Source organism: Trinickia sp. (genome assembly GCF_036503415.1).
Taxonomy (GTDB): Bacteria; Pseudomonadota; Gammaproteobacteria; order Burkholderiales; family Burkholderiaceae; genus Trinickia.
The window spans coordinates 1-24275 of the sequence record NZ_DASXWY010000085.1 but is presented as its reverse complement, the minus strand read 5'-3'; the positions used below and the strand labels follow the sequence as shown (position 1 = coordinate 24275).

The following is a 24275-nucleotide window of genomic DNA, read 5'->3' as shown; positions in this document are numbered from 1 at the left end:
CATCCGGGCCGATACGACGATTCGCGGCTCGCCGCACCCCGATTTTCAACAGCAAGTCCAATACCAAGAGGAAAAGCACCATGCGCAAACAGACAGTTCCGGCGGCACTGCTCGCCATCGTCGGTTTCGGCCTGGCGGCCGGCGGGGCACATGCCCAGTCGAGCGTCACGCTGTACGGCATCGTCGACGGCGGTTTCACCTACACCAGCAATCAGGGCGGCAAGCGGAACTATCAGGCCACGGCCGGCAACGAACAAGGCTCGCGTTGGGGCCTGCTTGGCACGGAAGATCTCGGTGGCGGCAACCGCGCGGTGTTCCGCCTGGAGAACGGCTTCAATTTAATGAACGGCACGGCCAGCGCCAACGGGCGCATTTTCGGACGCCAGGCGTGGGTGGGCCTGGCGAGCGATCGCTACGGCACATTGACGCTCGGCCGACAGTACAACGCGGCGCAAGACTCCCTGGAGCCCCTGCAAGTTGCCGGCGATACCGTTCAATACGCAACGCATCCCTTCGACGTCGACGATATCAACAACACGTTTCGCACCGACAACTCGATCAAATACGTGACGCCGAACTTCCGCGGTTTGCAGATCAACGCGATGTATGCGCTGTCGGGCAATGCGGGCAACTTCGCGACGAATCGCTCCTACAGCGTCGGCGCAACTTATGCGAATGGACCGTGGCATTTGGGTGCGGCCTACGTGATGCTCGATCATCCGGCCACCGATACGACGGGCGCCATTCCGTCCGATAACTACTTTACGTTTCTCAAAGGGATCAGCCGGCAGCGCATTTACGGCGCGGGAGGTTTGTACGACATCGGCGACGCAAGCGTCGGTTTGATGTACACGAACACACGCTTCGTGCTGACGCCCGCGAACCAGTACCGGACCTACCAGAACGCTGAAGCGAGCCTGCGCTACCGGATCACTCCCGCGTTGCACGCGGCGCTCGGCGAAACGTACACGAATGTATCGACGAACGGAAAGGTGGATTCTTGGCACTACTGGCAGACGACGGCCGGTCTGCAATACTTCCTCTCGAAATCGACGGACGTCTACGCCGACTTGCTGTATCAGCGCGCCACGAACGCCGTCGCGCAGATCGAGGGAGCCTCGGGCCCCTCGAGCAGCCATACGCAATGGATGGCGGTGACGGGCATCCGTCACAAGTTCTGACCCCTGGATGCCCGTAGATCGTCGATGCTTTCGATGCCGCCGTGAATTTCAATGCGAATGCGGCGGCACTTCAGCACCCCGGCAGCCAACCAGGAAATCGAAGTCGCATCCTTCATCCGCCTGCAATACGTGGTCGACATAGAGGTTGCGATAACCGCTCGCATCGGCAGGCGCCGCGCGAAGCGTTTCGCTCCATTCGGCGAGACGCGCCGTCATCTCCGCCGCCGAGATATCGAGGTGCAGTCGGCCGGCCTCGCAATCGAGTTCGATCCAGTCGCCGTTGCGTACGATGGCGAGCGGGCCGCCCGCGCGTGCCTCGGGCGCCACGTGCAAAACTACGGTGCCATAGGCGGTGCCGCTCATGCGCGCATCGGATATCCGCACCATATCGGTCACACCCTGCGCGAGGATCTTCGGCGGCAGCCCCATATTGCCGACTTCGGCCATACCGGGATAACCCTTCGGTCCGCAGTTCTTCATCACCAGAATCGAATCGGCCGTGACATCGAGATCGGGGTCGGCGATGCGCGCCTTGTAATCGTCGAAGTTCTCGAAGACGACGGCGCGGCCGCGATGGTTCAACAGTGAAGGCGTGGCGGCGGACGGCTTGAGTACCGCGCCGCGCGGAGCGAGGTTGCCGCGCAACACACAGAGACCGCCGTCCGCGACGAGCGGATTGTCGAGCGGCCGGATCACCTCGGCGTTGTAGAGCGGCGCTTCCTGACAGTTCTCCCAGATCGAGCGGCCATTGGCCGTCAGCGCATCCGGGTGCGGCAGCAGGCCCGCATCGCCGAGCCGGCGCAGCACGGCAGGCAAGCCGCCCGCGTAATAGAACTCCTCCATCAGAAAGCGCCCCGACGGTTGCAGATCGACGATCGTCGGCGTGCCACGCCCGATGCGCGTCCAGTCATCGAGCTCGAACGGCACGCCGATGCGCCCCGCAATGGCCTTCAGATGGATGGCGGCATTGGTCGAGCCCCCGATCGCGGCGTTCGCGCGCACGGCGTTTTCGAATGCCTCGCGTGTGAGCAGCTTGGACAGGCGCAGATCTTCGAGCGCCATTTCGACGATCCGCATGCCCGATAGATGGGCCAGGACATAGCGGCGCGAGTCGACAGCCGGGATCGCTGCGTTGTGCGGCAACGTCACTCCGAGCGCTTCGGCCATACAGGCCATCGTCGAGGCGGTACCCATCGTGTTGCAGGTACCGGCCGAACGCGACATGCCGGCCTCGGCCGACATGAATTCGTGAAGCGATATCTTTCCGGCCTTGACCTGCTCGCTCAATTGCCAAACGACCGTACCGGAACCGATGTCCCGCCCTTCGTGCTTGCCGTTGAGCATCGGGCCGCCGCTCACGAGAATGGCGGGCACATCGCAGCTCGCCGCCCCCATCAACAGCGCCGGTGTAGTCTTGTCGCAGCCGGCCAGCAATACCACGGCGTCGATCGGATTACCGCGGATCGATTCCTCGACATCCATGCTCGCAAGGTTGCGCGTGAACATCGCCGTGGGGCGAAGGTTGGACTCGCCGTTCGAGAAGACGGGAAATTCCACCGGAAATCCGCCCGCCTCGAAGACGCCGCGCTTCACATGCTCCGCCAGCTTGCGAAAGTGCGCGTTGCAGGGCGTCAGCTCCGACCACGTGTTGCAGATGCCGATGATCGGCTTGCCCTGGAATTCATGATCGGGAATGCCCTGGTTCTTCATCCAGCTGCGGTACATGAAGCCGTTCTTGTCGGCCGTGCCGAACCACTGGGCGGAACGGAGCTTAGCGCGTTTGTCGGTCATAGCTTGTTCGATAAAATTCGGTAAGTAGTAATACTATATCGGGACTGCCGAGCGCTGACCACTATTTGAGAAACCCAAACTTTTGGTCGAGCCGTCAATGCCCCTCGGTCTGCGATTTACGCGAGAATGCACCGTTTGGCGCGCCAACTTCTCGCAACGACCACACAGAAATAGCATGACTATTGGGTTTCGTGATCTGGGGAAAACGCTAATCGCGCCCGCATGACTCGATGCCTATAGTTTGGCTATTTCCGGGTCGGCGCAAGCGAGCCGGGGATAGGCGCAAGCAACAAAGACAAACGAAGAGAAACCGGAGACACAGATGAGACGCACCGTACGCCAGACGCTTAAGGCCTTGTTTACCGTCACGCTTCTCACGGCCGCCGTTGCGGGCCATGCCGAAGACAAGAAAATCACGCTGGGCTTCGCGCAGGTCGGCGCGGAAAGCGCCTGGCGCACAGCGAACACCGTCTCGGTCAAGCAGGCCGCGAAGGATGCCGGCATCAATCTGAAGTTCTCCGATGCGCAGCAAAAGCAGGAGAACCAGATCAAGGCGATCCGTTCCTATATTGCGCAGAAAGTCGATGTGATCGCGTTTTCGCCGGTCGTCGAATCGGGCTGGGAGCCCGTGCTGCAAGAAGCGAAGCGCGCCCATATCCCGGTCGTGCTGACGGACCGCAACATCGACGTGAAGGACAAGGATCTGTACGTGACGATGATCGGTTCGGACTTCCTCGAAGAAGGCCGTCGCGCAGGCCGTTGGCTCGAGGAAACGTACAAGGACAACCCGGGCCCGATCAACATCGCCGAGCTGCAAGGCACGGTGGGCTCCGCCCCCGCGAACGATCGCCACGCCGGCCTGATGGAAATCATCCAGAAGGATCCGAAGTTCAAGATCATCGCGTCGCAAAGCGGCGACTTCACGCTCGCGGGCGGCAAGCAGGTCATGGAAGCGTTCGCCAAGACCTATGGCAAGAAGATCAACGTCGTCTATGCGCACAACGACGATATGGCGCTCGGCGCGATCCAGGCCATGGAGGAAGCCGGCATCAAACCCGGCAGCGACGTGAAGGTCGTGTCGTTCGATGCCACCAAGGGCGGCTTCCAGGCGATGATCGCCGGCAAGATCAATGTCGACGTGGAGTGCAGCCCGCTGCTCGGACCGCAGTTGATGTCGGCCGTCAAAGACATTGTTGCGGGCAAGCAACTGCCCAAGCGCATCGTGACGAACGAAACGGTGTTCCCGATGAACGTCGCGGCGCAGGTCCTGCCGCAGCGTAAATACTGATCCGGCGCGCCGCAAGGCCCTGAGAACCCAAGCTTGAGCGAATGCCCATGACCGGCCCTCTCGTGCTCGAAACCGTCGGCCTTTCCAAGTCGTTTCCTGGCGTACAGGCGTTGCGCAATGTCGATCTGCATCTGTACGCAGGCGAGATTCATACGCTGATGGGCCAGAACGGCGCCGGCAAATCGACGCTGATCAACGTGCTCACGGGCGTGCATCCGCACGATGCCGGCGAAATTCGCATCGAGGGGCGTCCCGTGGACTTCGCGGCGCCGCTCGAAGCGGAGGCCGCCGGCATCCGGACGCTCTACCAGGAGGTCAATCTCTGTCCGAATCTGTCGGTCGCGGAGAACATCTTCGCGGGCCGCCAGCCGATGCGCCGCGGCGCCATCGACTGGAAAGCGATTCGCAAAGGAGCCGAAGCGGCGCTGGCACAGCTGAACGTGTCGCTCGACGTCACCAAGTCGCTCGACACGTACCCGATCGCCGTGCAACAGATGGTGGCGATCGCACGCGCAGTATCGGTCGATGCGCGCGTGCTGATTCTCGACGAGCCGACGTCGAGCCTCGACGACAGCGAAGTCGCACGGCTGTTCGACGTGCTACGCAAGCTCAAGCGTTCCGGCATGGCCATTCTGTTCGTCACGCATTTTCTCGAACAGACCTACGCTGTGTCGGACCGTATCACCGTCATGCGCAACGGCGAGCGCGAAGGGGAATATCTGGCGAAGGATCTGCCCGTCGATACGCTCGTCGAAAAGATGGTCGGCGACACGCGCATGGCTGAGCGGCAGGCCAACGCCGCCGCCCGCCAGGCAACGCAGGCGCCCGCCGACAGCGCCGACGTGGCGCGCTTTCAGATGAAGGGCGTAGGACGCCGCGGACTGTTGCATCCCGTCGATCTGTCGATCGAGCCGGGACGGATCGTCGGTCTCGCGGGCCTGCTCGGCTCGGGCCGCACCGAAACGGCGCAATTGCTGTTCGGCGCCGAGCGCGCCGATACGGGCACCGTGACTGTCGACGGCAAACCCGTCAAGCTGGGCTCGCCGCGGCATGCGGTGCGCCACGGCATCGGCTACTGCCCCGAGGATCGCAAGAAGGAAGGCATCGTCGCCGCGCTCTCGATCCGCGAAAACATCGTGCTGGCGCTGCAGGCGCGGCGCGGCTGGTGGCGCCCGCTCGGGCGCGCGAAAGAGCGGCGCATCGCCAATGAATACATCGCGTCGCTCGGGATCCGCGCGCGCGATGCCGAACAACCGATCGAACTGCTCTCGGGCGGCAACCAGCAAAAAGCGCTGCTGGCCCGGTGGCTCGCCATCGAGCCGCGCATGCTGATTCTCGACGAACCCACGCGCGGCATCGACGTCGCCGCCAAATTCGACATCATGGACCGTGTTCTTGCCCTGTGCGCGAAAGGCCTCGGCATCCTGCTGATCTCATCCGAACTCAGCGAGGTGTTGCGCGTAAGCCATAGCGTCGCTGTGCTGCGCGACCGGCGCAAGGTCGCCGAGCTCGCGGGCGAAAAGCTCGACGAAGACGAAGTCTATCGGCTCATCGCCGGAGGCAACGCGTCATGACAGCACGCATCGGTACTGCCCTTCGGGCCGCTTTGCGGCACCCCCTACTGTGGCCCGTGCTCACGCTCGTGCTGCTGTTCGCGCTCGACGTCGCGCATCGCGCCGATTTCCTCGCGATCACGATGCTCGACGGACATCTGTTCGGCGCACCCATCGACATTCTCAACCGTGCGGCCCCGTTGGCCATCGTGTCGCTCGGGATGACACTCGTCATCGCCACACGCGGCGTCGACATTTCCGTCGGGACCGTCGTCGCCATCGCCGGCGCCACAGCGGCCATGTTGCTGGCCGACGATCCGACGCATGTCGGCCGTGCCGTGGCGGCCGCGCTGGGCGTCGGGCTCGTGGCCGGCGCATGGAACGGCTTGCTCGTCGCGTTCGTCGGCATGCAGCCGATCATCGCGACGCTGATCCTGATGGTCGCCGGCCGCGGCATCGCCCAGTTGTTGACGGGCGGGCAGATCATTCCGATCTCGGCGCACAGCTATCTGACGCTCGGCGGCGGCTATCTCGCCGCGGTGCCCTGCTCCGTCTGGATCGCGGCCGGCGCGACGGCGGCCACCGCACTGCTCATCAATCGCACGGCGTTGGGGCTCTTCATTCGTGCGATCGGCATCAATCCGGTGGCAACGCGCCTCGTCGGATTGCGCGCGAGCGCGATCGTCTTCGGCGTCTATGTGTTTTGCGGACTGGCCGCCGCGCTCGCCGGCGTCATCACGAGTTCGAACGTGCGCAGCGCCGACGGCAACAACGCGGGCCTGTTGCTCGAACTCGATGCGATCCTCGCCGTCACGCTGGGCGGAACCTCGCTGCTCGGCGGCCGGTTCTCGCTTGCCGGCACCGTGCTCGGCGCGCTCATCATTCAAACGCTCACCTACACGACCTATTCCATCGGCGTGCCGCCCGAAGCGACGCTCGTCGTCAAAGCGATCGTCGTGCTGCTCGTGAGCATCATTCAATCGGCAAGCGCGCGCGAAACGATCGTCCGGCTCATCGGACGTGCGGTCGTGCTGGCGCGCGTCAAACCTGTCAACGAGGCGGCCAAATGAGAGCCGTATTGCAGCGACTCATCGATCCGCGCACGCTGCCGATCGCCGTTACCGTCATCCTCTTTGCCGCGCTGTTCGGCTTTGGCTCGGCGATGTACACCGGCTTCGGTTCGCTACAGGTCCTCGTCGGACTGCTCGTCGACAACGCGTTCCTGCTGATCGTGGCGATCGGCACGACGTTCGTCATCGTCTCGGGCGGCATAGACTTGTCCGTCGGGGCCGTGGTGGCCTTCACGACGATTCTTTGCGCGATCCTCTCCGAACGGCTGCATTGGCCGGTCTGGGCCATTGCGCCGCTCGTGCTCGTGCTCGGTGCCGCATACGGTGCCGCGATGGGCGCGTTGATCCATTTTTTCAAGCTGCAAGCGTTCATCGTCACGCTGGCGGGCATGTTCCTCGCCCGCGGCGCGTGCTTTCTGATCACCACACAGTCGATCGAAATCCATGAAGCATCGTTTCATGCGTTGGCGAGCTTTCATGTACCGGTCGGCAGCGGCGATCTCAACGCGGGTGCGTTGATCGCGCTCGCCATGCTGGCAGTGGCGATCTACGTGGCGCACTTTACGCGCTTCGGCCGCAACGTCTATGCGATCGGCGGCAACGAAAAGTCGGCACTGCTGATGGGTTTGCCCGTCGCGCGCACGAAGATCGGCGTCTATGCTTTCGGCGGACTGTGTTCCGCGCTCGGCGGTCTCGTCTTCACGCTTTACGTGCTGTCGGGCTATGGCCTGCAGGCGCAAGGCATGGAACTCGACGCCATTGCCGCGGCCGTCATCGGCGGCACGCTGCTTACCGGCGGCGTCGGCTATGTCATCGGTTCGGTGTTCGGTGTCGGCGTGCTCGGCACCATTCAAACGCTGATCACGTTCGACGGTACGCTCAGTTCGTGGTGGACCCGCATCGTCATCGGCGCGCTGCTCTGCGTGTTCTGCCTGCTGCAGCGCGTAATCGAGCGGCAGGCCGCGCGCCGCAAGGCAAACGGCTCGGGATTGGGCGGCCATGCGGCCGCCGTCGACGAAACCCGCCCCTCGGACGAAGGCGCCCTGCCCTTGAGTCTGAACGAGCGCGCGCTACCCGCTCAGGCGAACATCCGATAGCTTTCAACCAGGAGTCGAATTGTGGTGACCTTTTCCCGACCGTTCTCGGGTCTCTTTCCTGTCGCACCGACGCCGTTCACCGAATCGGGCGACCTCGATCTCGACGGCCAGCGCCGTGTGATCGACTGCATGGTCGACCAGCGTGTCGACGGCATCTGCATTCTGGCCAACTACTCCGAGCAATATGCGCTGACCGACGCCGAGCGCGATACGCTGATCGACGTTTGTCTCGAGCAGACGGCTGACCGCGTGCCCGTGATGGTCACCTGCAGCCACTTCACGACGCGCATCGCGGCCGACCGTGCGCGGCGTGCCGCAGCGGCGGGCGCGAGCCTCATCATGGTCATGCCGCCCTACCATGGCGCGACGATGCGCGTGGACGAAGCGGCGATGTTCGAGCATTTCGCGCGTGTCGCCGAAGCGGCAGGCGTGCCGGTCATGATTCAGGACGCGCCGCTCTCGGGCGTGGCGCTCAGCGTGCCGTTCCTCGCGCGTATCGCGCGCGAGCTGCCGCTCGTGCGCTACTTCAAGATCGAAGTGCCGCAAGCGGCGGCCAAGCTGCGCGCATTGATCGCCGCGGGCGGCGACGTCATCGAAGGGCCGTTCGACGGCGAAGAGGCCATCACGCTGATGCCCGACCTCGATGCCGGCGCAACCGGCACGATGTCGAGCGCGTTGCTGCCCGACCTGATCCGGGAAGTCTTCGACGATTTCCGGGCCGGGCGACGCGAAGAAGCGCGCCAAGGCTACGCGCGCATCCTGCCGCTCATCAACTACGAAAACCGCCAGTGCGGCTTGCGCGCCACCAAAACCGTGATGATGGAAGGCGGCGTGATCAAGAGCGACGCCGTGCGCCATCCGCTCGAAGCGTTGGCGGGCGCGACACGCGCCGAGCTGCTCGAGCTGGCGCGCGAAGCGAACCCGCTTGCACTGCGCTGGGGCCGGTAAGAAGCAAACAGGCGAGACGATTCATGAGTCACACACTGAAGTTGGGCCTCGTCGGCATCGGAAAGATCGCGCGCGACCAGCATCTGCCGGCGATTGCCGCGGATGCCGGCTTCGAGCTCGTGGCCTGCGCGAGCCGCCATGCCGAAGTCGAAGGCGTACACAACTATTCGACCATCGAGGAGATGCTGGCCCACGAGCCGCATCTCGATGCGGTTTCACTGTGCGCGCCGCCGCAGGTGCGCTTTGCGCAGGCACGCGCGGCGCTCGAAGCCGGCAAGCACGTCATGCTCGAAAAACCGCCCGGCGCGAGCCTGCACGAGATCGAGGTGCTGCGCCAGCTGGCGCGCAAGGCCCGCCGCACGCTGTTCGCGAGCTGGCATTCGCGCCACGCGCCGGCCGTGGAGCCTGCGCGCGCGTGGCTCGCCTCGCGCGAGATCCAGGCTGTCGTTGTGAACTGGAAAGAGGACGTACGCAAATGGCACCCTGGACAAAAATGGATCTGGCAACCCGGCGGCCTCGGCGTATTCGACCCGGGCATCAACGCGTTGTCGATCGTAACGCGCATCTTGCCGCGCGAAATCGTGCTCAACGCCGCGACGCTGCACTTTCCGTCAAACACACAAACGCCCATCGCGGCGAGCCTTGTCTTCGCCGACGAGCACGGTGCGCCCGTGCGTGCTGAGTTCGACTGGCGCTATGGCGCGACCGAGCAATGGCAGATTGCGGTGACCACGAACGTCAGCCGATTGCGCATCGACGCGGGCGGCAAAACGCTCGAGATCGACGGCAAGCCTGTCGATGTCGGCCCTGAACGCGAATACCCGTCGCTTTACGCACATTGGCGGCAATTGATCGAGCGTGGCGAAGAGGATGTCGATGTGCGTCCGCTACGCCATGTCGCCGACGCGTTCTTGCTCGGCACGCGGCGCGAGGTCGAACCGTTCGTCGACTGAATAAACGAACGCCAACCCGAATCCCAAACCAACGAACCGAGTTGAGGAAAGCCGCAACAAGCGGCGTTGATCGACGTATTACCACACCACCGGTCTATCGAGACCGACACCCAGGAGACAAGTATGACCAGCAAGCTTCGCCGCTTCACGTTGTGCGCCGCCGTGGCGATGACGTTCGCCGCACCGTTCGCCATGCAAAGCGCAGTCAAGGCGGAAGAGCCGCTCAAGATCGGTTTTCTCGTGAAGATGCCCGAGCAGGCATGGTTCATCAACGAACAAAAGGCTGCCACGGCGCTCGGCAAGCAAGACGGCTTTTCGGTGGTGAACATCGGCACGCCCGATGGTGAAAAAGTACTGGCCGCCATCGACAACCTCGGCGCACAAGGCGCGAAGGGTTTCGTGATCTGCGCGCCCGACGTTCGCCTCGGCACGGCCATCAAGGCCCGCGCCAAGAAGTACGGCATGAAGTTCGTGACCGTCGACGATCAGCTCGTCGACTCGGCCGGCAAGCCGCTCGCGGATGTGCCCCACCTCGGCATGTCGGCGTTCAAGATCGGCAATCAGGTCGGCCAGGCAATTTCGGACGAGATGAAAAAGCGCGGCTGGAAGCCCGAGGAAGTCGGCGCGATCCGCATCACCGACTATGAACTGCCGACGGCCAAGCTGCGCACGGATGGCGCAACGAAGACGCTGCTCGACAACGGCTTCAAGAAGGAAAACATCTTCGACGCCCCGCAAAAGACGACCGACGACGAAGGCGGCTTCAACGCGGCATCGCCGGTGCTGTCCAAGCATCCGAACATCAAGAAGTGGGTCATCTACGCGCTGAACGAAGAGACGGTGCTGGGCGGCGTGCGCGCCACCGAGCAGGTGCACATTCCGTCGAAGGACGTGATCGGCGTGGGCATCAACGGTGCGGGCGAAGCGTTCGCCGAGTTCCAGAAGAAGGAACCGACGGGCTTTTACGGCACGATTGCCGTCAGCTCGACGAACCACGGCAAGGACAGCACCGAAAACCTCGTGAACTGGATCAAGAACGGCAAGCAGCCGCCGGCCGACACCCAGACGACGGGCAAGCTGATGACGCGCGACAACTGGCAAGACGTGCGCAAGGAACTCGGGATCTAAAGGCATGCATAACGCGAACGACATCGCCGAAGCCGCGGCGCCCGCACGGGCGCCCGGCGACGCCGCCTCCCCTTATCTGGAGCTCGACGGCATCACGGTCAGCTTCCCTGGCGTACTCGCGCTCGACCGCGTTTCGTTGAACGTGCGCTCGGGCGAAGTTCACGGGCTCATGGGGGAAAACGGCGCGGGCAAATCGACTCTGCTCAAGGTTCTTTCGGGTGTGAACGATCCGCAGGCCGGGACGTTACGCTTGGGCGGTGTCGAGCAGCGTTTCTCGGGCACGAAGGCGGCCATCGATGCCGGCATCGCCATCATCTACCAGGAACTGCATCTGGTGCCCGAACTGACGGTGGCGGAAAACCTGATGCTCGGGCAGTTGCCGAGCCGGCTGGGCGTGCTCGACGAGCGTGCGCTCATGGCACGCGCCACCGACACGCTCGCGCGGCTCGGCGAACGGATCGATCCGAACACGCAGGTCAAGCATTTGTCGATCGGTCAGCGTCAGATGATCGAGATCGGCAAGGCACTGATGCGCGACGCGCGCGTGATCGCGTTCGACGAACCGACGAGCTCGCTTTCCTCGCGCGAAACCAAACAGCTCTTTCAGATCATCGACGGGCTGCGCGCGGAGGGTCGCGCCATCATCTATGTGACGCATCGCATGGACGAAGTCTACGAGCTGTGCGATCGCGTCACCGTTTTCCGCGACGGCCATTCGATCGAGACGTTCGATGCCGTCGAAGGCCTCGATCGCGACCGGCTGATCAGCTGCATGATCGGCCGCTCGATTCGCGACGTCTACGGCTACCGGCCGCGCCCGAGCGGCGACGTGATGATCGAAGCCAAGGGGTTGATGGGGCCGGGTCTTTCCGAGCCCGCTTCGTTCTCGGCGCGCCGCGGCGAGATCGTCGGCTTTTTCGGTCTCGTCGGCGCCGGGCGCTCCGAACTCATGAAGCTCGTGTGCGGGGCCGTCAAGCCGAGCGGCGGTCATGTCGAATTGAATGGCAAGGCCGTTTCGTTTTCGACGCCGCGCGATGCGGTGCGCGCGGGCATTGCGCTGTGCCCCGAGGATCGCAAGCAGGAAGGGATCGTGGCGATCGCCTCCGTGGCGGACAACCTGAACATCAGCGCGCGCCGGCACTTCAACATCGCCCGGTTCATGCTGAACGAGCGGCGCGAGCGCGAGCTCACCGACGATTACATCGCCAAGCTGTCGATCAAGACACGTGACGGCGATACCCCGATCGGCAAGCTCTCGGGCGGCAATCAGCAAAAGGTCATCCTGTCGCGCTGGCTGGCCGAGAAGATCGACGTGTTCGTCATGGACGAGCCGACGCGCGGTATCGACGTCGGTGCCCGCGCGCAGATCTACGAGTTGCTCTATGAACTGGCCGAGACCGGCCGCACGGTGCTCATGGTTTCGAGCGACCTGGCCGAGGTCATCGGTGTAGCCGATCGCGTGATCGTAATGAAGGAAGGCCGCGTGGTCGGCGATCTGCCGAAGGCGGACGCTACCCCCGATCAGCTGATCAAGCTCGCTTTGCCGCAATAACCCGCAATAACCGTACAGCAATCGCTTCGAACCGGCGTGCGCCCGAGCATCCAGCCCGGGCGGCACCCACGAATGAGAGACATCATGCAACAACCACCGAGCATCCGCCCCGCCGCCGAGCCGGCCCTGTCGTCGCAAGCCGCCCCGCACGAGTCGCCTTCTTTCGGGACGAGAGCCTGGCGTCTGGCCAACAAGTCCGGCATCGTCATGGTCTTCGTCATCCTGTTCGCGGTGCTGGCGTTGGCGGTACCGGACTTCCTGACGAGCCGCAACATGCAGGGGCTGCTGCTTTCGGTCACCCTCATCGGCTCCATCGCAGTCACGATGATGTTCGTACTGGCGCTCGGCGAAGTGGACCTCTCGGTCGCCTCGATCGTCGCGTTCTCCGGGGTCGTCGCCTCGATGCTGATCACGGCCACGCATAGTGTCGTATTCGGCGTCACGGCCGGCGTGCTGGCGGGCGGCGCGGTCGGTCTCGTCAACGGCGTGCTCGTGGCGCGCTACAAGATCAATTCGCTCATCGTCACGCTGGCCATGATGGAAGTCGTGCGCGGGTTGGCTTATATCGTTTCGAACGGCGATGCGGTCATGATTTCCGAAGAAAGCTTCTTCAATCTTGGCGGCGGCTCGTTTCTGGGCATTTCCTATCCGATCTGGAGCAATATCGTCGGCTTCATCGTGTTCGGCTTTTTGCTGAGAAAGACGGTATTCGGCAAGAACGTGCTGGCCGTGGGCGGCAACTCAGAGGCGGCGGCGCTCGCGGGCCTGCCCGTCACGCGCATCAAGGTCGCGGTGTTCGTGCTGCAAGGACTCGTCACGGGCTTTGCCGGTGTCATGCTGGCCTCCCGGATGAGTCTTGGCGATCCGAAGACTTCGGTGGGTCTCGAACTCGGTGTCATCTCCGCTTGCGTGCTCGGCGGCGTTTCGCTGACGGGCGGCGTGGCGACGATCTCCGGTGTGCTGGTCGGCGTGTTGATCATGGGCTCGGTGCAAAACGCGATGAGCCTCATGAACGTGCCGACGTTCTACCAGTATCTGATTCGCGGCGGTATCCTGCTGCTCGCCGTGCTGTTCGACCACTACCGCCGTACGCGGCGCGTGCGTTAAGCGCACGGTGCGGCGCGCGGAGAGTCGTCAGCTCTCGCGCGCCCGAATCGCCCGCTCCATGCGTCGGTCGGGAATGAACCACATGAGCGCGACCGCGACGTAGAGAAGCGCCCCCACGCGCGGAAAATCGGCCGCCGCCAACGCGATTCCGAACGCGTAGAGCACAACCGACGCCTTGCCCTTCATGTCCCGCCCGATCACCTGCGCCAATCGGCTCTCGGCGCCGTGGTGCCGCACGAGCCGCGTTTGCAGGATGTGATAGGCCGACGCGCAGGCAAAAAGGTCGACTCCGTAGCAGACGGTCGGCCAACGGGCGAAGTGGTTCTCTCCCATCCAGCCGGTTGCGAAAGGCAGCAGCGACAGCCAGAACAGCAGATGCAGATTCGACCAGAGCACGCTGGCATCGACGCTGCGGCTGGCCTGAAACATATGGTGGTGGTTGTTCCAGTAAATGCCGACATAGATGAAGCTGAGGACGTAGCTTGCCACCGTCGGCCATAGCGGAGCCAGCGCGGCAAGCTCGGCGCTATGCGGTACCTTGAGCTCGAGCACCATGATCGTGATGATGATGGCGAGCACGCCATCGCTGAATGCTTCGAGCCGGTTCTTTTCCATAGATTCGACGATATCTTTGTCCTGACGGGCCTTTCAGGCCGATGCGATATTACGCGAATACGGCGCGGGCCTGAAATGCCCTCCTCCGTCGCGCAAACCCCTACCGCGGGCGATTCCCGCTTTGGCAGTGCCCGAGCCAAGCAGGCAGAATCGCGTAACATTGCACATTGAGCTCGATGAAGCCCTATTCTCGATCCGATATCGGCCAACTCGCCATGCAGCCGATACCGCCGCCGTAAGGAACGAATTCGCCATGACCGAAGTACCGGCCTTTTTCAACCTCTATCGCCACAACTTCGCGCGGCTCGCGGTCGCGGTCCCGCCCGTGCGCGTCGCGGACCCCGCCGTCAACGCGCGCGAGACGATCGCACTGATGCAAGAGGCCGATGCCCGCCATGCGCTCGTCACGCTGTTCCCCGAACTCGGCTTGTCCGGTTACGCCTGCGACGACCTGTTCCACCAACAGGCGCTGCTCGAAGCCTGCCTGAGCGCGCTGAGCGATATCGTCGCCGCGTCGCGTCAATTATCGACGACGGCGATCGTCGGTCTGCCGCTCGTGATCGATGGCCTTCTGTTCAACTGCGGCGCCGTCGTGCATCGGGGCCGTCTGCTCGGCATCGTACCGAAAAACTACCTGCCGAATTACCGCGAATTCTACGAAGGACGGCAGTTCGCCGAGGCCTCCTGCCTGCACCGCGAGTCGATCGATCTCATCGGACAAACCGGGATTCCTTGCTCGCCCGATCTGCTCTTCCGGATCGAAGGGCAGCCGCTTTTCACGTTTCACATCGAAATCTGCGAGGACCTCTGGGTACCGATCCCGCCCTCCTCGTTCGCCGCGCTGGCAGGTGCAACGGTACTGCTCAATCTTTCGGCGTCGAACGTGACGGTCGGCAAGGCCGATTACCGGCGCTTGCTCGCGAGCGGGCAATCGGCTCGCTGCCTGGCAGCGTACGCCTATAGCGCCGCGGGCGTCGGCGAATCCACGACGGATCTGGCGTGGGACGGCCACGGAATGATCTACGAAAACGGCAACGCACTGGCCGAAACCGAGCGCTTCGCCGACAAGGCACAACTGATCTGCGCCGATATCGACCTCGATCGACTCGTCGAGGAACGGATGCGGCAAACGACGTTCGGCGATTCGGTCCGTCTGCATCGCGACACCACAGCGCGATTCCGCACCGTCGACGTGCCGGCTGCCGTGCCGACCGGCATCCATCTGCCGCTCGCTCGCCGCTACGAACGTTTCCCGTATGTGCCGGCCGATCCGGCACGGCGCGGCGAACGGTGCCGCGAGATCTACGATATCCAGGTACAAGGTCTCGTCACGCGCATGCGTGCCGCTAAAACGAAGACCCTCGTCATCGGCATATCGGGCGGCCTCGATTCGACACTCGCTTTGCTCGTGTGCGTGCGCGCCGTCGATCGGCTGCAGTTGCCGCGCAGCGCGATCATCGCCTGTATTCTTCCCGGCTTCGGCACCGGCGAACGTACGCTCGGCCAGGCTCGTCGCCTCGTCGCCGCGTTCGGCTGCCGAACGAACGAAATCGATATTCGCCCGAGCTGCATGCAGATGCTTCAAGACCTCGGGCACCCGTTCGCTCTCGGCGAAGCGGTTCATGACATTACGTTCGAGAACGTGCAGGCGGGCGAGCGAACGAGTCACCTCTTTCGCATCGCCAACATGCATGGCGGTCTCGTAGTTGGCACCGGCGATCTCAGCGAACTCGCGCTGGGCTGGTGCACCTACGGTGTCGGCGATCACATGTCGCACTATGGCGTCAACGCGAGCGTGCCGAAAACGCTGATCCAATATCTGATTCGGTGGACCGCCGATGAAAGCGGACTCGATGCGCCCGCCGCCGCGGTCTTGCGCGATGTGCTCGAGACCGATATCAGCCCCGAGCTGATTCCGCCGGGCGAGGACGGGACGATTCAGCTCACCGAAGCAGCGGTCGGCCCGTACGAGTTGCAGGACTTCAACCTCTACTATCTGCTGCGTTTCGGCTACCGCCCCTCGAAAGTGGCGTTTCTCGCCTGGACCGCCTGGCGCGACCGTACGCAAGGGGCATGGCCGGACCTGCCGGACGAAAAGCGGCACGAGTACGACATCGCGGACATCAAACGCTGGCTCGCCGTATTCCTGCGGCGCTTTTTCGAGCAACAGCAGTTCAAGCGCAGTTGCCTGCCGAACGGACCGAAGGTCGGCTCGGGCGGTTCGCTTTCGCCGCGCGGCGACTACCGCGCGCCGAGCGACGCGAGTGCAAACGCATGGCTGACCGACCTCGATACCGTACCGGACACCGAGGACGGCAAGCGCGCCTGACGCAAGCTCGTCAAACCTCTCCCGTGTACTCGCCGCGCGCCGGATATGCATGCTCGATCGTGAAATCGACGGCTTTCAGCAATTCGGCGAAGCTTGGCCGGACGAACGGCATCGATTGAACCGACACGTAGTAAATCGTCCTGTCGGGCTTGATCAGAAACACGCCCGGCTCGGAAAAGAGCGCGGGCTCTTCGATGCCGATCGACGTCTTTCCGCGCGATGAGGAAATGTAGAGGCCCCATTCGCGCGCTTTTTCGAGCGGCAAGCCATATCCCACCGTCAATCGATCGGCGCCGATCTTCGTCGCCATCTCTCGGGCCCGCGCTTCGTCGTCCGAGCTGATGGCGATAGTCGTCACCCCGCGCTGAGCGAATTCGGGTGTCAGCCGCTCGAGCTCCCGGAGATACATCGCGCAAATCGGGCAATGCAAGCCCCGATAAAAGCAAATCAAGGTCAGATAATCGGGCGTTTGGTGCGCGAGATCGAATCTGCCGCCGCCGAGCGTGGCGACACTGAGTTCCGGTGCGGCCTGTCTGGGTATCAACATCTGTCTTTCCTCCTTGGTCATCGATGTGCCGGGCAATCCGTGATTGACGGCATGCATGAAGATTTCCATACTCTCGATCATGAGGAGTCCGAATTGCATGATTAAAAATCCGATATCCCCGAAGCCCGACCGACTTTCCGCGTTTTTTCGCGCGTTCGACTTCACCGCGAGGGCGTTCTCGCCCGACGACCGCGCAAGCGACGCGACGCTGACGGTCAAAGGATCCGCGAATGCGGCGCGCAGCCTCGTTCTGACGATCGGTCCACCCGTCGCCGCGGCCGATAGCGAGGGGCTCGCCGCTGTTTCGTTATGCTTCGGCGGTCCGCTGAACCCGCTTTTGAGCGCGCTGCCCGAGCATATCGAGATCGGGCTCGAAGACGCGCCCGATCTGCGCGCGCTCGCTAGCGTACTCACCGCCGAGGCGCTCGATGTGCGGTGCGGAAAGCAGACGGCGCTGGAGCGGCTTGCCGAAGTCATCGTCCTGATGGTGCTGCGGCGCACGATCGACGCCGGTGCAACGCGGCCGGGGCTGCTCGCCGGCCTGTCCCACCCCGCCCTGCATCGCGCGCTCGCTGCGATGCACGACCAGCCGTCGCGGGCATGGCGAATCGAGGATCTCGCCGCGATTGCCGGCGTTTCGCGCAGTCGGTTCATGGAGCTGTTCCGCGAAGTCGTGGGAACCACACCGAGCAGTTACTTGACGGAATGGCGCCTTGCGCTCGCGCGCCGGGCGCTCGTCCGTGGCGACCGTGTCAAATCGATTGCCGCGCATGTGGGTTTCGGCAGCGCAGCCGCGTTTTCGCGCGCGTACACGCGCCGATTCGGACACCCGCCTGTCCAGGCACGCCTGAACTGAGGAGAGAAGTTACCGTTTGTTGCAAAGAGAGAAAGAGTTTGCACCGACTCATGCATATGCTTCGCGCACCAGTAACGAAGAAGAGGTGGTGACCATGAGCCCTAATCTACAAAAACTGCTCTCAGGTGCGGCGCTCGCCTGCACGGCGATCCTACTTGGCGCCTGCGGCGGCGGAGGCGGCGGCGGCACGCCAACGGGCACGTTGGCCGTTCACATGACCGATGCACCGGCATGCGGCTTCGATCATGTCTATGTGACCGTGAATCAGGTCCGCGTCAATATGAGTTCGGCGGCGGGCGATAACGACGGAGGCTGGAGCGACATCACGCTTGCGACGCCGCAGAAGATCGATCTGCTGACGCTCACGAACGGCGTGTTGACGACGCTTGGCCAAACCACGTTGCCGGCTGGCCGATATCAGCAAGTGCGCCTCGTGCTCGCTTCGAATCAGGGCAACGCATTGGCCAACTCGGTTGTCGTTTCGGGCACGACGACCGAAATCGCGCTCGCCACGCCGAGCGCGACGCAAAGCGGGTTGAAGATCATTCGCCCGTTTACCGTTGACCCCGACAGCACGGTGGACCTCGTGCTCGACTTCAACGCGTGCAAGTCCGTGGTCCAGCAGGGCAACGGTGGCTATGCGCTCAAGCCGGTCATTACGGCCACCCCCACGACGGTAAGCGGTACGATCGACGGCTTTGTCGCACCGGCCGAAGCCGGCGCGACGGTCTATGCGGAGCAAAACGGCAAAGTCATCAGCGGCACCGTTGCCGACAGCACCGGGCATTTCACTTTCGCCCCGCTCGTCGCGAGCGCAAGCAACGGCAGCTACGACGTCGTGATCGCGCAAAGCGGCGTGTCGAGCGGCGTCATTACGTCGGTGCCGGTCGTCGTTGGCGCGACGACGCACGTATCGACTGCCGCTCAGCCCATCTCCTTGCCGGCGTCCACGATGAACACGGTCAGCGGCACGGTCACCGCGTCTGCGGACGCGAGCCTGCGCGCGCTGCAAACGACGACCTCCGGCACTTACGAAATCGCCTCGGCCAACGCCAATCTGACGACGGGTGCGTACACCATGACGTTGCCGGTCAATCCGCCGTTGGTCGGCGCTTACAGCAACGCGTTGCCGATCTCCCTGACTGCCGCGACCACGTCGGCCGGTCAATATACGATCGAGGCGGATGCTGCCTCGGGTGCGACGCAGTCGAGCGCCGTCAATGTCTCGAGCGGCAGCCAGACCGTCAATTTCAGCTTCTGACACATTGCATTCAAACACCGGAGGGGCGAATGCCCCTCCCTATGCTCATAGCGGGGATTCTCGGATGAAAAAAATGATGGTGGTCCTGACTATTGCTGCCGGCGTACTCAGCGGATGCGCTGTCTATGTACCCGATCAGCCCGGCGTCGTAGTGCGCCCGCAAGGCGGCCCCGGCAATGGTTTCTGCCCACCGGGCCAGGCGAAGAAAGGCAATTGTTGATCGGCAACGATCGGACGAAAACGGGCGCGGCAAACGCCCGTTTTTTTTACCGCGCGATCTGAAACTCCGCCGCTTTGTAATGATCTGTAATTCCTGTTTCCGCCCCGGATAGGCTCGGCGCCCTGGCCGAACGAAGCTGGCGCTCCGGCCGGCTGGCCGAGCATCACATCATCCGTCGCAATACGTTGTCCTTGAACACGAAGCGATGCAAGAGCGCGGCGCCGACGTGCATGCCGATAAGCACGAGCAACACCCAGGCGAGCGCGCTGTGGATGTCACCCATCGCATGCCCCACGGTCGAACCTGAAGCTGCGAGCGCCGGCAATGGCAGCGCCCCGACGACCTTCACGGACCAGCCTCGCGACGACGCGTTGGCCCAGCCAAGCACGGGAACTGCGATCAGCGCAGCGTAAAGCACGAAGTGTGTGACCCGCGAAACGGTACTGAGCAGCGGTGGCAGGTCGCTCGGGGGCGGCCGGTGCGTAAGCCGCCAGAGAATGCGCACCGCCATGGCCGCGATCAATGCCGCACCGAGCGCGAGATGCCACGCAATGAGGCCGACCGGTTGCGTATCCCGGTGCACTTCGGGCATCGTCCAGCCCAGAACGAATTGCGCAGCGACCAGAGCGACCACCAGCCAGTGAAGAAGGCGCGCGACGAGCCCGTAAGTCTCGTCGCCATGTTGCTCGATGGCGGACATCGTTACCCCTTGAAAGGCCTGGAACGAATGCATCTTGCCAAGCGGACCTTAGCCGGGGCTTAGAGGTGCGCATCGCCAGTTGGATCGCATCTTGCGAAACAATCGTGATACGTTATATCATCTCACTCCACGATGATACGTTATATCGTTTCACCGATTAACGATGGGCGCTGGCAGCTTACGAGGAACGCCGTCAATTCGCCGCTGTTCCGTGCTGATCCGTGTGAAGACGCTTCCGGCAAGCGGATTCCGCTTTCGAACGAGAAAAATGACGAAACACAGAAACCTGATCAGGCGTGCGGGCTGTCTGCACATTGCCTTGAGCATTCCGCTCTCCGCACTTGCCGTCCCCGATGCTCCGGCTTTGCGCGGCGTCGTCACGGACCGGCACGGCCACGCGCTGGAACATGCCGACGTGCTTGTTCAGGACGCCGGCGGCAATACCATCGCTCACGCGCAAACAGGTCCTGACGGGCGGTTCGAAGTGGGTGGCCTCGCGTCCGGTACCTACGCGCTGAACATCGATGCGAAAAATTTCAGCAGCAACACGCGCATCGAAACGATCGAAGCGGGCAAGCCGCTCGAGATCGATGTCGCGCTCGAAAAGGGCAGCGCGCTCGACGTGAATATCGATGCGCAGCGCCTCGATCGCGCGCGCAACGGCTTTCAGCCCGATATCGGCGCGAGCGTCTACCGCGTGACGCAGGCAGACATCGACGCCATGCCGCAAGGCCAGAACACGCCACTCAATGAGGTTCTGCTGCAAATGCCCGGTGTCGCCAACGATTCCTACGGGCAGCTTCACGTGCGCGGCGATCACGCGGATCTGCAGTACCGTATCAACGGCATCCTCATTCCGGAGCCGATCAGCGGCTTCGGCCAGTCGTTCGATTCGCGCATCGTCGGCCAGCTCAATCTGGTGACGGGCGCGTTGCCCGCGGAGTACGGCTATCGAACGGCGGGTATCGTCGACATCAAGACGAAGGCGGGCGACCTCGGGCAAGGCGGATCGATCGACGTCTATGGCGGCAGCCACCAGACGCTCCAGCAAAGCGCCGACGTGTTCGGCTCGCAGGGACCGCTCACCTACTACTTTTCCGGCTCCCACGGCGTGAATAACCTCGGCATCGAGTCGCCGACCGCGAGCGGCAGTCCGCCACACGATCACACGCAACGAAGCAACGGTTTCGGGTACATGTCGTACATCGTCAATCCGCTCACACGCGTGAGCGTGATGTTCGGCACGTCGACCAACTGGTTCCAACTGCCGAACACGGCTGGCCTGCCGATTCAGTACTCGCTGCAAGGTGTCTCGTCGTTTGACTCCACGAACCTGAACGAGACGCAGTCGGAGCTCAACAACTTCGCGGTAATAGCGTTGCAGGGCACGAATGGCGGCAAGCTCGACTATCAGATCGCGCTTTCCACGCGCTATTCGCGCACGCAGTTCAACCCCGATCCGATCGGCGATCTGTCGTTCAACGGCGTAGCGTCATCGGACTTCCATAGCGATCAGACGAACGGCCTGCAGACCGATTTCGTCTATCGGCTCAACGACAAACATACTGTGCGCGCGGGCGTGATGGTCCAGCAGGAGCATGCGGACTTCAACCACAGCGTATCGGTCTTTCCGGTCGACGCGAACGGCAACCAGACCTCGGATGTACCGTTCGGCATCAACGATTCGAGCAGCAAAAGCGGATACCTGTATAGCGCCTATCTGCAAGACGAGTGGAAGCTCACCGACAAGCTGACGCTGAATTACGGCATGCGCTACGACAAGCTGAACCAGTACGTTGACGCGAGCCAATTGAGCCCGCGCATCGGCCTGGTCTATCAACCCACCAACGCGACGACGCTGCACGCCGGCTACGCACGCTACTTCACGCCGCCGTCGTTCGAGCTGGTATCTCCATCGACGATCGACCTCTTCAACGGCACGACCAATCAGAGCGCCGGGACGCAAAACGATCCGGTGAAACCCGAGCGCGCTCATTATTTCGACGCCGGTATCGAGCAGAAGCTCACCCAAAATCTGACGATCGGTCTCGATGCGTACTACAAGATCGCACACAACTTGCTCGACGAGGGTCAGTTCGGTACCGCACTGATCTTCACGCCGTTCAATTATCGGTACGGCCGCGTGTACGGTGCCGAAGTCACGGCGAGCTACAAGAAGGACAACGTCTCGGCCTATCTGAACATCGCCTACAGCCGCGCGCAGGGCAAGAATGTTCAATCGGCGCAGTTCAATTTCGGACCCGACGAACTCGGTTATATCGCCGGCAACTGGGTGTTTCTCGACCACGATCAGCGCTTGACGGCCTCGTTCGGCGGCGCTTACACGTTCGGCAACACAACGCTGAGCGCCGACGGGATCGTCGGCAGCGGCTTGCGCAGCGGCTTCGCGAACACGGACAAAGAGCCGTTTTACGCACAGCTCGATCTCGGCGCGATCAAGCGCTTCAACGAGCCGTACATCGGCAAATTCTCTGCGCGTCTCGTACTCGTCAATGCGTTCAATCGTGTCTATCAATTGCGCAGCGGCTCGGGCATCGGCGTGCAGGCGCCGCAGTTCGGCCCGCAGCGCGCGATCTACGCAGGCCTGTCGAAGATGTTTTGACGCTCGGCGCACATCGATGGAAAGGAGAACAGCTTGAACGAATGGATCAATTTGGCCGAGGCCGTACGGCTGGGCGGCTGGGCCGTGTATCCGCTGACGGTGTTGGCCGTTGCGGCGCTGGCAATCGTGCTCGATCGCGCATACGCCTTCTGGCGCTTCGCTCGCGTGCCGGTTGGATTGGCCGATGCGAACGGGCAAGCCGGGTATGACGCCGGTGAAGTCGCGGCGCAGGAACGCTTTGCGGCGCTCGAGCGATTACCGTCGCAACACGCGTTCCACCGCGTGGGGCGCCTATTCGACGAGCGCAGCGCGCCGCTGTGGCGGATCGAAACGAAGATCGATGCCGTGGCCGTGCAAATCCAGCGCGACATCGGCCGCGGACTGTGGCTGCTCGAAACGATCGTAACGGCGGCTCCTCTCGTCGGACTCCTCGGCACGATCGTCGGAATGATGCAGTCGTTCAAGCTGATCGGCACCGGACTCTTGAACCCGGCCGGCATCACCGGTGGCGTTGCGCAAGCGCTCATCGCGACGGCGATTGGAATCGTGATCGCCCTCGTCGCGTTGTTTGCGTTCAACTTCTTCTCGCGTCGTATCGATGCGCTGATGGACGAACTCGAATCGTTCGCGAACGGGTGGCTGGCAGACCTGCGCATCGAGCAGGACGGCACCGCATCATGAAGCTTCGCCGTGCTTGCCCGGCCCGGCGTGGCCGCATCGAAATCATCCCGATGATCGACGTGATGTTCTTCCTGCTCGCGACATTCATGCTGACGTCGCTTGCGATGCAGCGGCTCGACGCGGTGCGTGTGAGTCTGCCCCAAGGCATGGCCGAACGCGTGGACCGCGACGAACCGTTGACGCTCAGCGTCACGCGTACGAATCAGATTTTCATCGACCGGCAGTCCGTGCGGCTCGATCAAGTGACGCAAGCGGTAGCGCGTCACTTGCCGCGCGACGGGAACATCCTAATAGCCGCCGATGACGGCGCCGCACACGGCGTCGTCGTGCAGGCAATGCTCGCGGCTCGGCGCGCGGGTGCCGCGCACTTCCTGGTGGCTGTACATCGTGAGTAGCGGTTGGCAGCGCCTGTTGACTGCGGCGGATGCTCCGAAAGTTCGCTTCGCGTTCGCGTGCGTGGTCGCAACGATGGCATGGGCAGGGGTGCTCGCGCATTTCGCACGGCTTTTCGCACAGGACGACCGGCCCCGGCCCGTGCCGAAAACGATCGACATGAAGCTGGTCGAGATTACGGCGCGCGCGCCTGCAGCTCAGATTGCCCCACGAGCGCAGCCGGAGCCGATGCGGCATGCCATATCGGAACGGCGAAGCCGAGCAGCGCAGCCGCTTATCCGCCATGAAGCGGTCAAGCCCACGCAGCGACAGAGCGTGCAGCAACGAAGCGCACCGCCGCCCCGCGTCGAGCCGTCCGCCGAGCCGGCCCGCGAGGCACCCT

21 protein-coding genes are annotated in these 24275 nt (G+C 63.1%); 17 read left to right on the top strand and 4 right to left on the bottom strand.

The genetic code is table 11. The annotated features are described in order from the left end of the window. Positions 1–80: 80 nt before the first annotated feature. Positions 81–1181, top strand: coding sequence for a porin (locus VGL01_RS11785; protein ID WP_331569442.1), 1101 nt, complete (start codon positions 81–83; stop codon positions 1179–1181). 48 nt (positions 1182–1229) lie between these two features. Here VGL01_RS11785 and VGL01_RS11780 read toward each other — a convergent pair whose 3' ends face one another. Next, the gene (locus VGL01_RS11780) at positions 1230–2972 is read right to left on the bottom strand and encodes an IlvD/Edd family dehydratase (protein WP_331569440.1); all 1743 of its coding nucleotides are present in this window, start codon (positions 2970–2972) and stop codon (positions 1230–1232) included. A 322-nt stretch (positions 2973–3294) separates the two neighbouring features. On the opposite strand from VGL01_RS11780, the gene VGL01_RS11775 reads away from it, so the two are divergent. From VGL01_RS11775 to araH, 9 genes are all read left to right on the top strand, one after another. Then, a complete protein-coding gene (locus tag VGL01_RS11775) occupies positions 3295–4260 on the top strand; it encodes an ABC transporter substrate-binding protein (protein WP_173259983.1) in 966 nt (321 codons plus the stop codon). Positions 4261–4307: 47 nt separating this feature from the next. Further along, positions 4308–5834 carry a sugar ABC transporter ATP-binding protein gene (locus VGL01_RS11770; protein WP_331569438.1) on the top strand — a complete coding sequence of 509 codons (1527 nt, stop codon included), beginning with the start codon at positions 4308–4310 and terminating at the stop codon, positions 5832–5834. Then, positions 5831–6883 carry an ABC transporter permease gene (locus VGL01_RS11765; protein ID WP_331569436.1) on the top strand — a complete coding sequence of 351 codons (1053 nt, stop codon included), beginning with the start codon at positions 5831–5833 and terminating at the stop codon, positions 6881–6883. Before VGL01_RS11770 ends, VGL01_RS11765 begins: the two co-directional genes overlap by 4 nt. Beyond that, on the top strand, positions 6880–7980 hold the full coding sequence (gene yjfF / locus VGL01_RS11760; protein ID WP_331569434.1) for a galactofuranose ABC transporter, permease protein YjfF: 1101 nt from the start codon (positions 6880–6882) through the stop codon (positions 7978–7980). The genes VGL01_RS11765 and yjfF overlap by 4 nt, the downstream gene beginning before the upstream one ends. A 21-nt stretch (positions 7981–8001) precedes the next feature. After that, positions 8002–8928: a dihydrodipicolinate synthase family protein gene (locus VGL01_RS11755; RefSeq protein ID WP_331569432.1), complete on the top strand. Its 927-nt coding sequence runs from the start codon at positions 8002–8004 to the stop codon at positions 8926–8928. A gap of 23 nt (positions 8929–8951) precedes the next feature. Continuing rightward, the gene (locus VGL01_RS11750) at positions 8952–9881 is read left to right on the top strand and encodes a Gfo/Idh/MocA family oxidoreductase (RefSeq protein ID WP_331569431.1); all 930 of its coding nucleotides are present in this window, start codon (positions 8952–8954) and stop codon (positions 9879–9881) included. A 123-nt stretch (positions 9882–10004) separates the two neighbouring features. After that, positions 10005–11009: an arabinose ABC transporter substrate-binding protein gene (locus VGL01_RS11745; RefSeq protein ID WP_331569430.1), complete on the top strand. Its 1005-nt coding sequence runs from the start codon at positions 10005–10007 to the stop codon at positions 11007–11009. Between the two features lie 4 nt (positions 11010–11013). Then, complete coding sequence (gene araG / locus VGL01_RS11740) at positions 11014–12561, top strand: L-arabinose ABC transporter ATP-binding protein AraG (RefSeq protein ID WP_331569429.1); 1548 nt, start codon at positions 11014–11016, stop codon at positions 12559–12561. A gap of 84 nt (positions 12562–12645) precedes the next feature. Next, positions 12646–13668, top strand: a complete 1023-nt coding sequence (araH, locus tag VGL01_RS11735) for an L-arabinose ABC transporter permease AraH (RefSeq protein ID WP_331569427.1) — start codon at positions 12646–12648, stop codon at positions 13666–13668. A gap of 27 nt (positions 13669–13695) precedes the next feature. Here araH and VGL01_RS11730 read toward each other — a convergent pair whose 3' ends face one another. Next, positions 13696–14283: a TMEM175 family protein gene (locus VGL01_RS11730; protein WP_331569425.1), complete on the bottom strand. Its 588-nt coding sequence runs from the start codon at positions 14281–14283 to the stop codon at positions 13696–13698. A 253-nt stretch (positions 14284–14536) separates the two neighbouring features. Here VGL01_RS11730 and VGL01_RS11725 point away from each other — a divergent pair, with 253 nt between their 5' ends. After that, positions 14537–16612 carry an NAD(+) synthase gene (locus VGL01_RS11725; protein ID WP_331569423.1) on the top strand — a complete coding sequence of 692 codons (2076 nt, stop codon included), beginning with the start codon at positions 14537–14539 and terminating at the stop codon, positions 16610–16612. A gap of 10 nt (positions 16613–16622) precedes the next feature. Here VGL01_RS11725 and VGL01_RS11720 read toward each other — a convergent pair whose 3' ends face one another. After that, positions 16623–17258 (bottom strand): peroxiredoxin-like family protein, encoded by a 636-nt coding sequence (locus tag VGL01_RS11720; protein ID WP_331569422.1) that lies wholly within the window; start codon positions 17256–17258, stop codon positions 16623–16625. Between VGL01_RS11720 and VGL01_RS11715 the strand changes: the two genes are divergently transcribed. Both VGL01_RS11715 and VGL01_RS11710 read left to right on the top strand, forming a co-directional pair. Beyond that, the gene (locus VGL01_RS11715; RefSeq protein WP_331569420.1) at positions 17257–18015 is read left to right on the top strand and encodes an AraC family transcriptional regulator; all 759 of its coding nucleotides are present in this window, start codon (positions 17257–17259) and stop codon (positions 18013–18015) included. The two genes, VGL01_RS11720 and VGL01_RS11715, sit on opposite strands and share 2 nt — an antisense overlap. 94 nt (positions 18016–18109) lie before the next feature. Further along, a complete protein-coding gene (locus VGL01_RS11710; protein WP_331569418.1) occupies positions 18110–19276 on the top strand; it encodes a DUF4382 domain-containing protein in 1167 nt (388 codons plus the stop codon). 383 nt (positions 19277–19659) lie between these two features. Here the strand turns inward: VGL01_RS11710 and VGL01_RS11705 are convergent, their stop codons facing one another. After that, complete coding sequence (locus VGL01_RS11705; RefSeq protein ID WP_331569416.1) at positions 19660–20196, bottom strand: cytochrome b; 537 nt, start codon at positions 20194–20196, stop codon at positions 19660–19662. A gap of 268 nt (positions 20197–20464) precedes the next feature. Here VGL01_RS11705 and VGL01_RS11700 point away from each other — a divergent pair, with 268 nt between their 5' ends. The 4 genes from VGL01_RS11700 to VGL01_RS11685 form a co-directional block, all read left to right on the top strand. Then, on the top strand, positions 20465–22819 hold the full coding sequence (locus VGL01_RS11700) for a TonB-dependent receptor (protein ID WP_331569415.1): 2355 nt from the start codon (positions 20465–20467) through the stop codon (positions 22817–22819). Positions 22820–22852: 33 nt separating this feature from the next. Further along, a complete protein-coding gene (locus VGL01_RS11695) occupies positions 22853–23500 on the top strand; it encodes a MotA/TolQ/ExbB proton channel family protein (RefSeq protein ID WP_331569413.1) in 648 nt (215 codons plus the stop codon). Further along, positions 23497–23895 (top strand): biopolymer transporter ExbD, encoded by a 399-nt coding sequence (locus tag VGL01_RS11690; protein WP_331569411.1) that lies wholly within the window; start codon positions 23497–23499, stop codon positions 23893–23895. The genes VGL01_RS11695 and VGL01_RS11690 overlap by 4 nt, the downstream gene beginning before the upstream one ends. Beyond that, the coding region (locus VGL01_RS11685) for a hypothetical protein (protein ID WP_331569409.1) at positions 23888–24275 on the top strand (388 nt) is incomplete at its 3' end. The genes VGL01_RS11690 and VGL01_RS11685, both read left to right, overlap by 8 nt.

Excerpts from the sequence above, each read along its gene's own strand:
- VGL01_RS11715 (WP_331569420.1), top strand. The coding sequence starts at position 17,257 with ATGATTAAAAATCCGATATCCCCGAAGCCCGACCGACTTTCCGCGTTT.
- yjfF (WP_331569434.1), top strand. The coding sequence starts at position 6,880 with ATGAGAGCCGTATTGCAGCGACTCATCGATCCGCGCACGCTGCCGATC.
- VGL01_RS11775 (WP_173259983.1), top strand. The coding sequence starts at position 3,295 with ATGAGACGCACCGTACGCCAGACGCTTAAGGCCTTGTTTACCGTCACG.
- VGL01_RS11745 (WP_331569430.1), top strand. The coding sequence starts at position 10,005 with ATGACCAGCAAGCTTCGCCGCTTCACGTTGTGCGCCGCCGTGGCGATG.
- VGL01_RS11710 (WP_331569418.1), top strand. The coding sequence starts at position 18,110 with ATGAGCCCTAATCTACAAAAACTGCTCTCAGGTGCGGCGCTCGCCTGC.
- VGL01_RS11770 (WP_331569438.1), top strand. The coding sequence starts at position 4,308 with ATGACCGGCCCTCTCGTGCTCGAAACCGTCGGCCTTTCCAAGTCGTTT.
- VGL01_RS11785 (WP_331569442.1), top strand. The coding sequence starts at position 81 with ATGCGCAAACAGACAGTTCCGGCGGCACTGCTCGCCATCGTCGGTTTC.
- VGL01_RS11700 (WP_331569415.1), top strand. The coding sequence starts at position 20,465 with ATGACGAAACACAGAAACCTGATCAGGCGTGCGGGCTGTCTGCACATT.
- VGL01_RS11725 (WP_331569423.1), top strand. The coding sequence starts at position 14,537 with ATGACCGAAGTACCGGCCTTTTTCAACCTCTATCGCCACAACTTCGCG.
- araG (WP_331569429.1), top strand. The coding sequence starts at position 11,014 with ATGCATAACGCGAACGACATCGCCGAAGCCGCGGCGCCCGCACGGGCG.
- VGL01_RS11765 (WP_331569436.1), top strand. The coding sequence starts at position 5,831 with ATGACAGCACGCATCGGTACTGCCCTTCGGGCCGCTTTGCGGCACCCC.
- araH (WP_331569427.1), top strand. The coding sequence starts at position 12,646 with ATGCAACAACCACCGAGCATCCGCCCCGCCGCCGAGCCGGCCCTGTCG.
- VGL01_RS11720 (WP_331569422.1), bottom strand. The coding sequence starts at position 17,258 with ATGCAATTCGGACTCCTCATGATCGAGAGTATGGAAATCTTCATGCAT.
- VGL01_RS11750 (WP_331569431.1), top strand. The coding sequence starts at position 8,952 with ATGAGTCACACACTGAAGTTGGGCCTCGTCGGCATCGGAAAGATCGCG.
- VGL01_RS11730 (WP_331569425.1), bottom strand. The coding sequence starts at position 14,283 with ATGGAAAAGAACCGGCTCGAAGCATTCAGCGATGGCGTGCTCGCCATC.
- VGL01_RS11690 (WP_331569411.1), top strand. The coding sequence starts at position 23,497 with ATGAAGCTTCGCCGTGCTTGCCCGGCCCGGCGTGGCCGCATCGAAATC.
- VGL01_RS11780 (WP_331569440.1), bottom strand. The coding sequence starts at position 2,972 with ATGACCGACAAACGCGCTAAGCTCCGTTCCGCCCAGTGGTTCGGCACG.
- VGL01_RS11705 (WP_331569416.1), bottom strand. The coding sequence starts at position 20,196 with ATGTCCGCCATCGAGCAACATGGCGACGAGACTTACGGGCTCGTCGCG.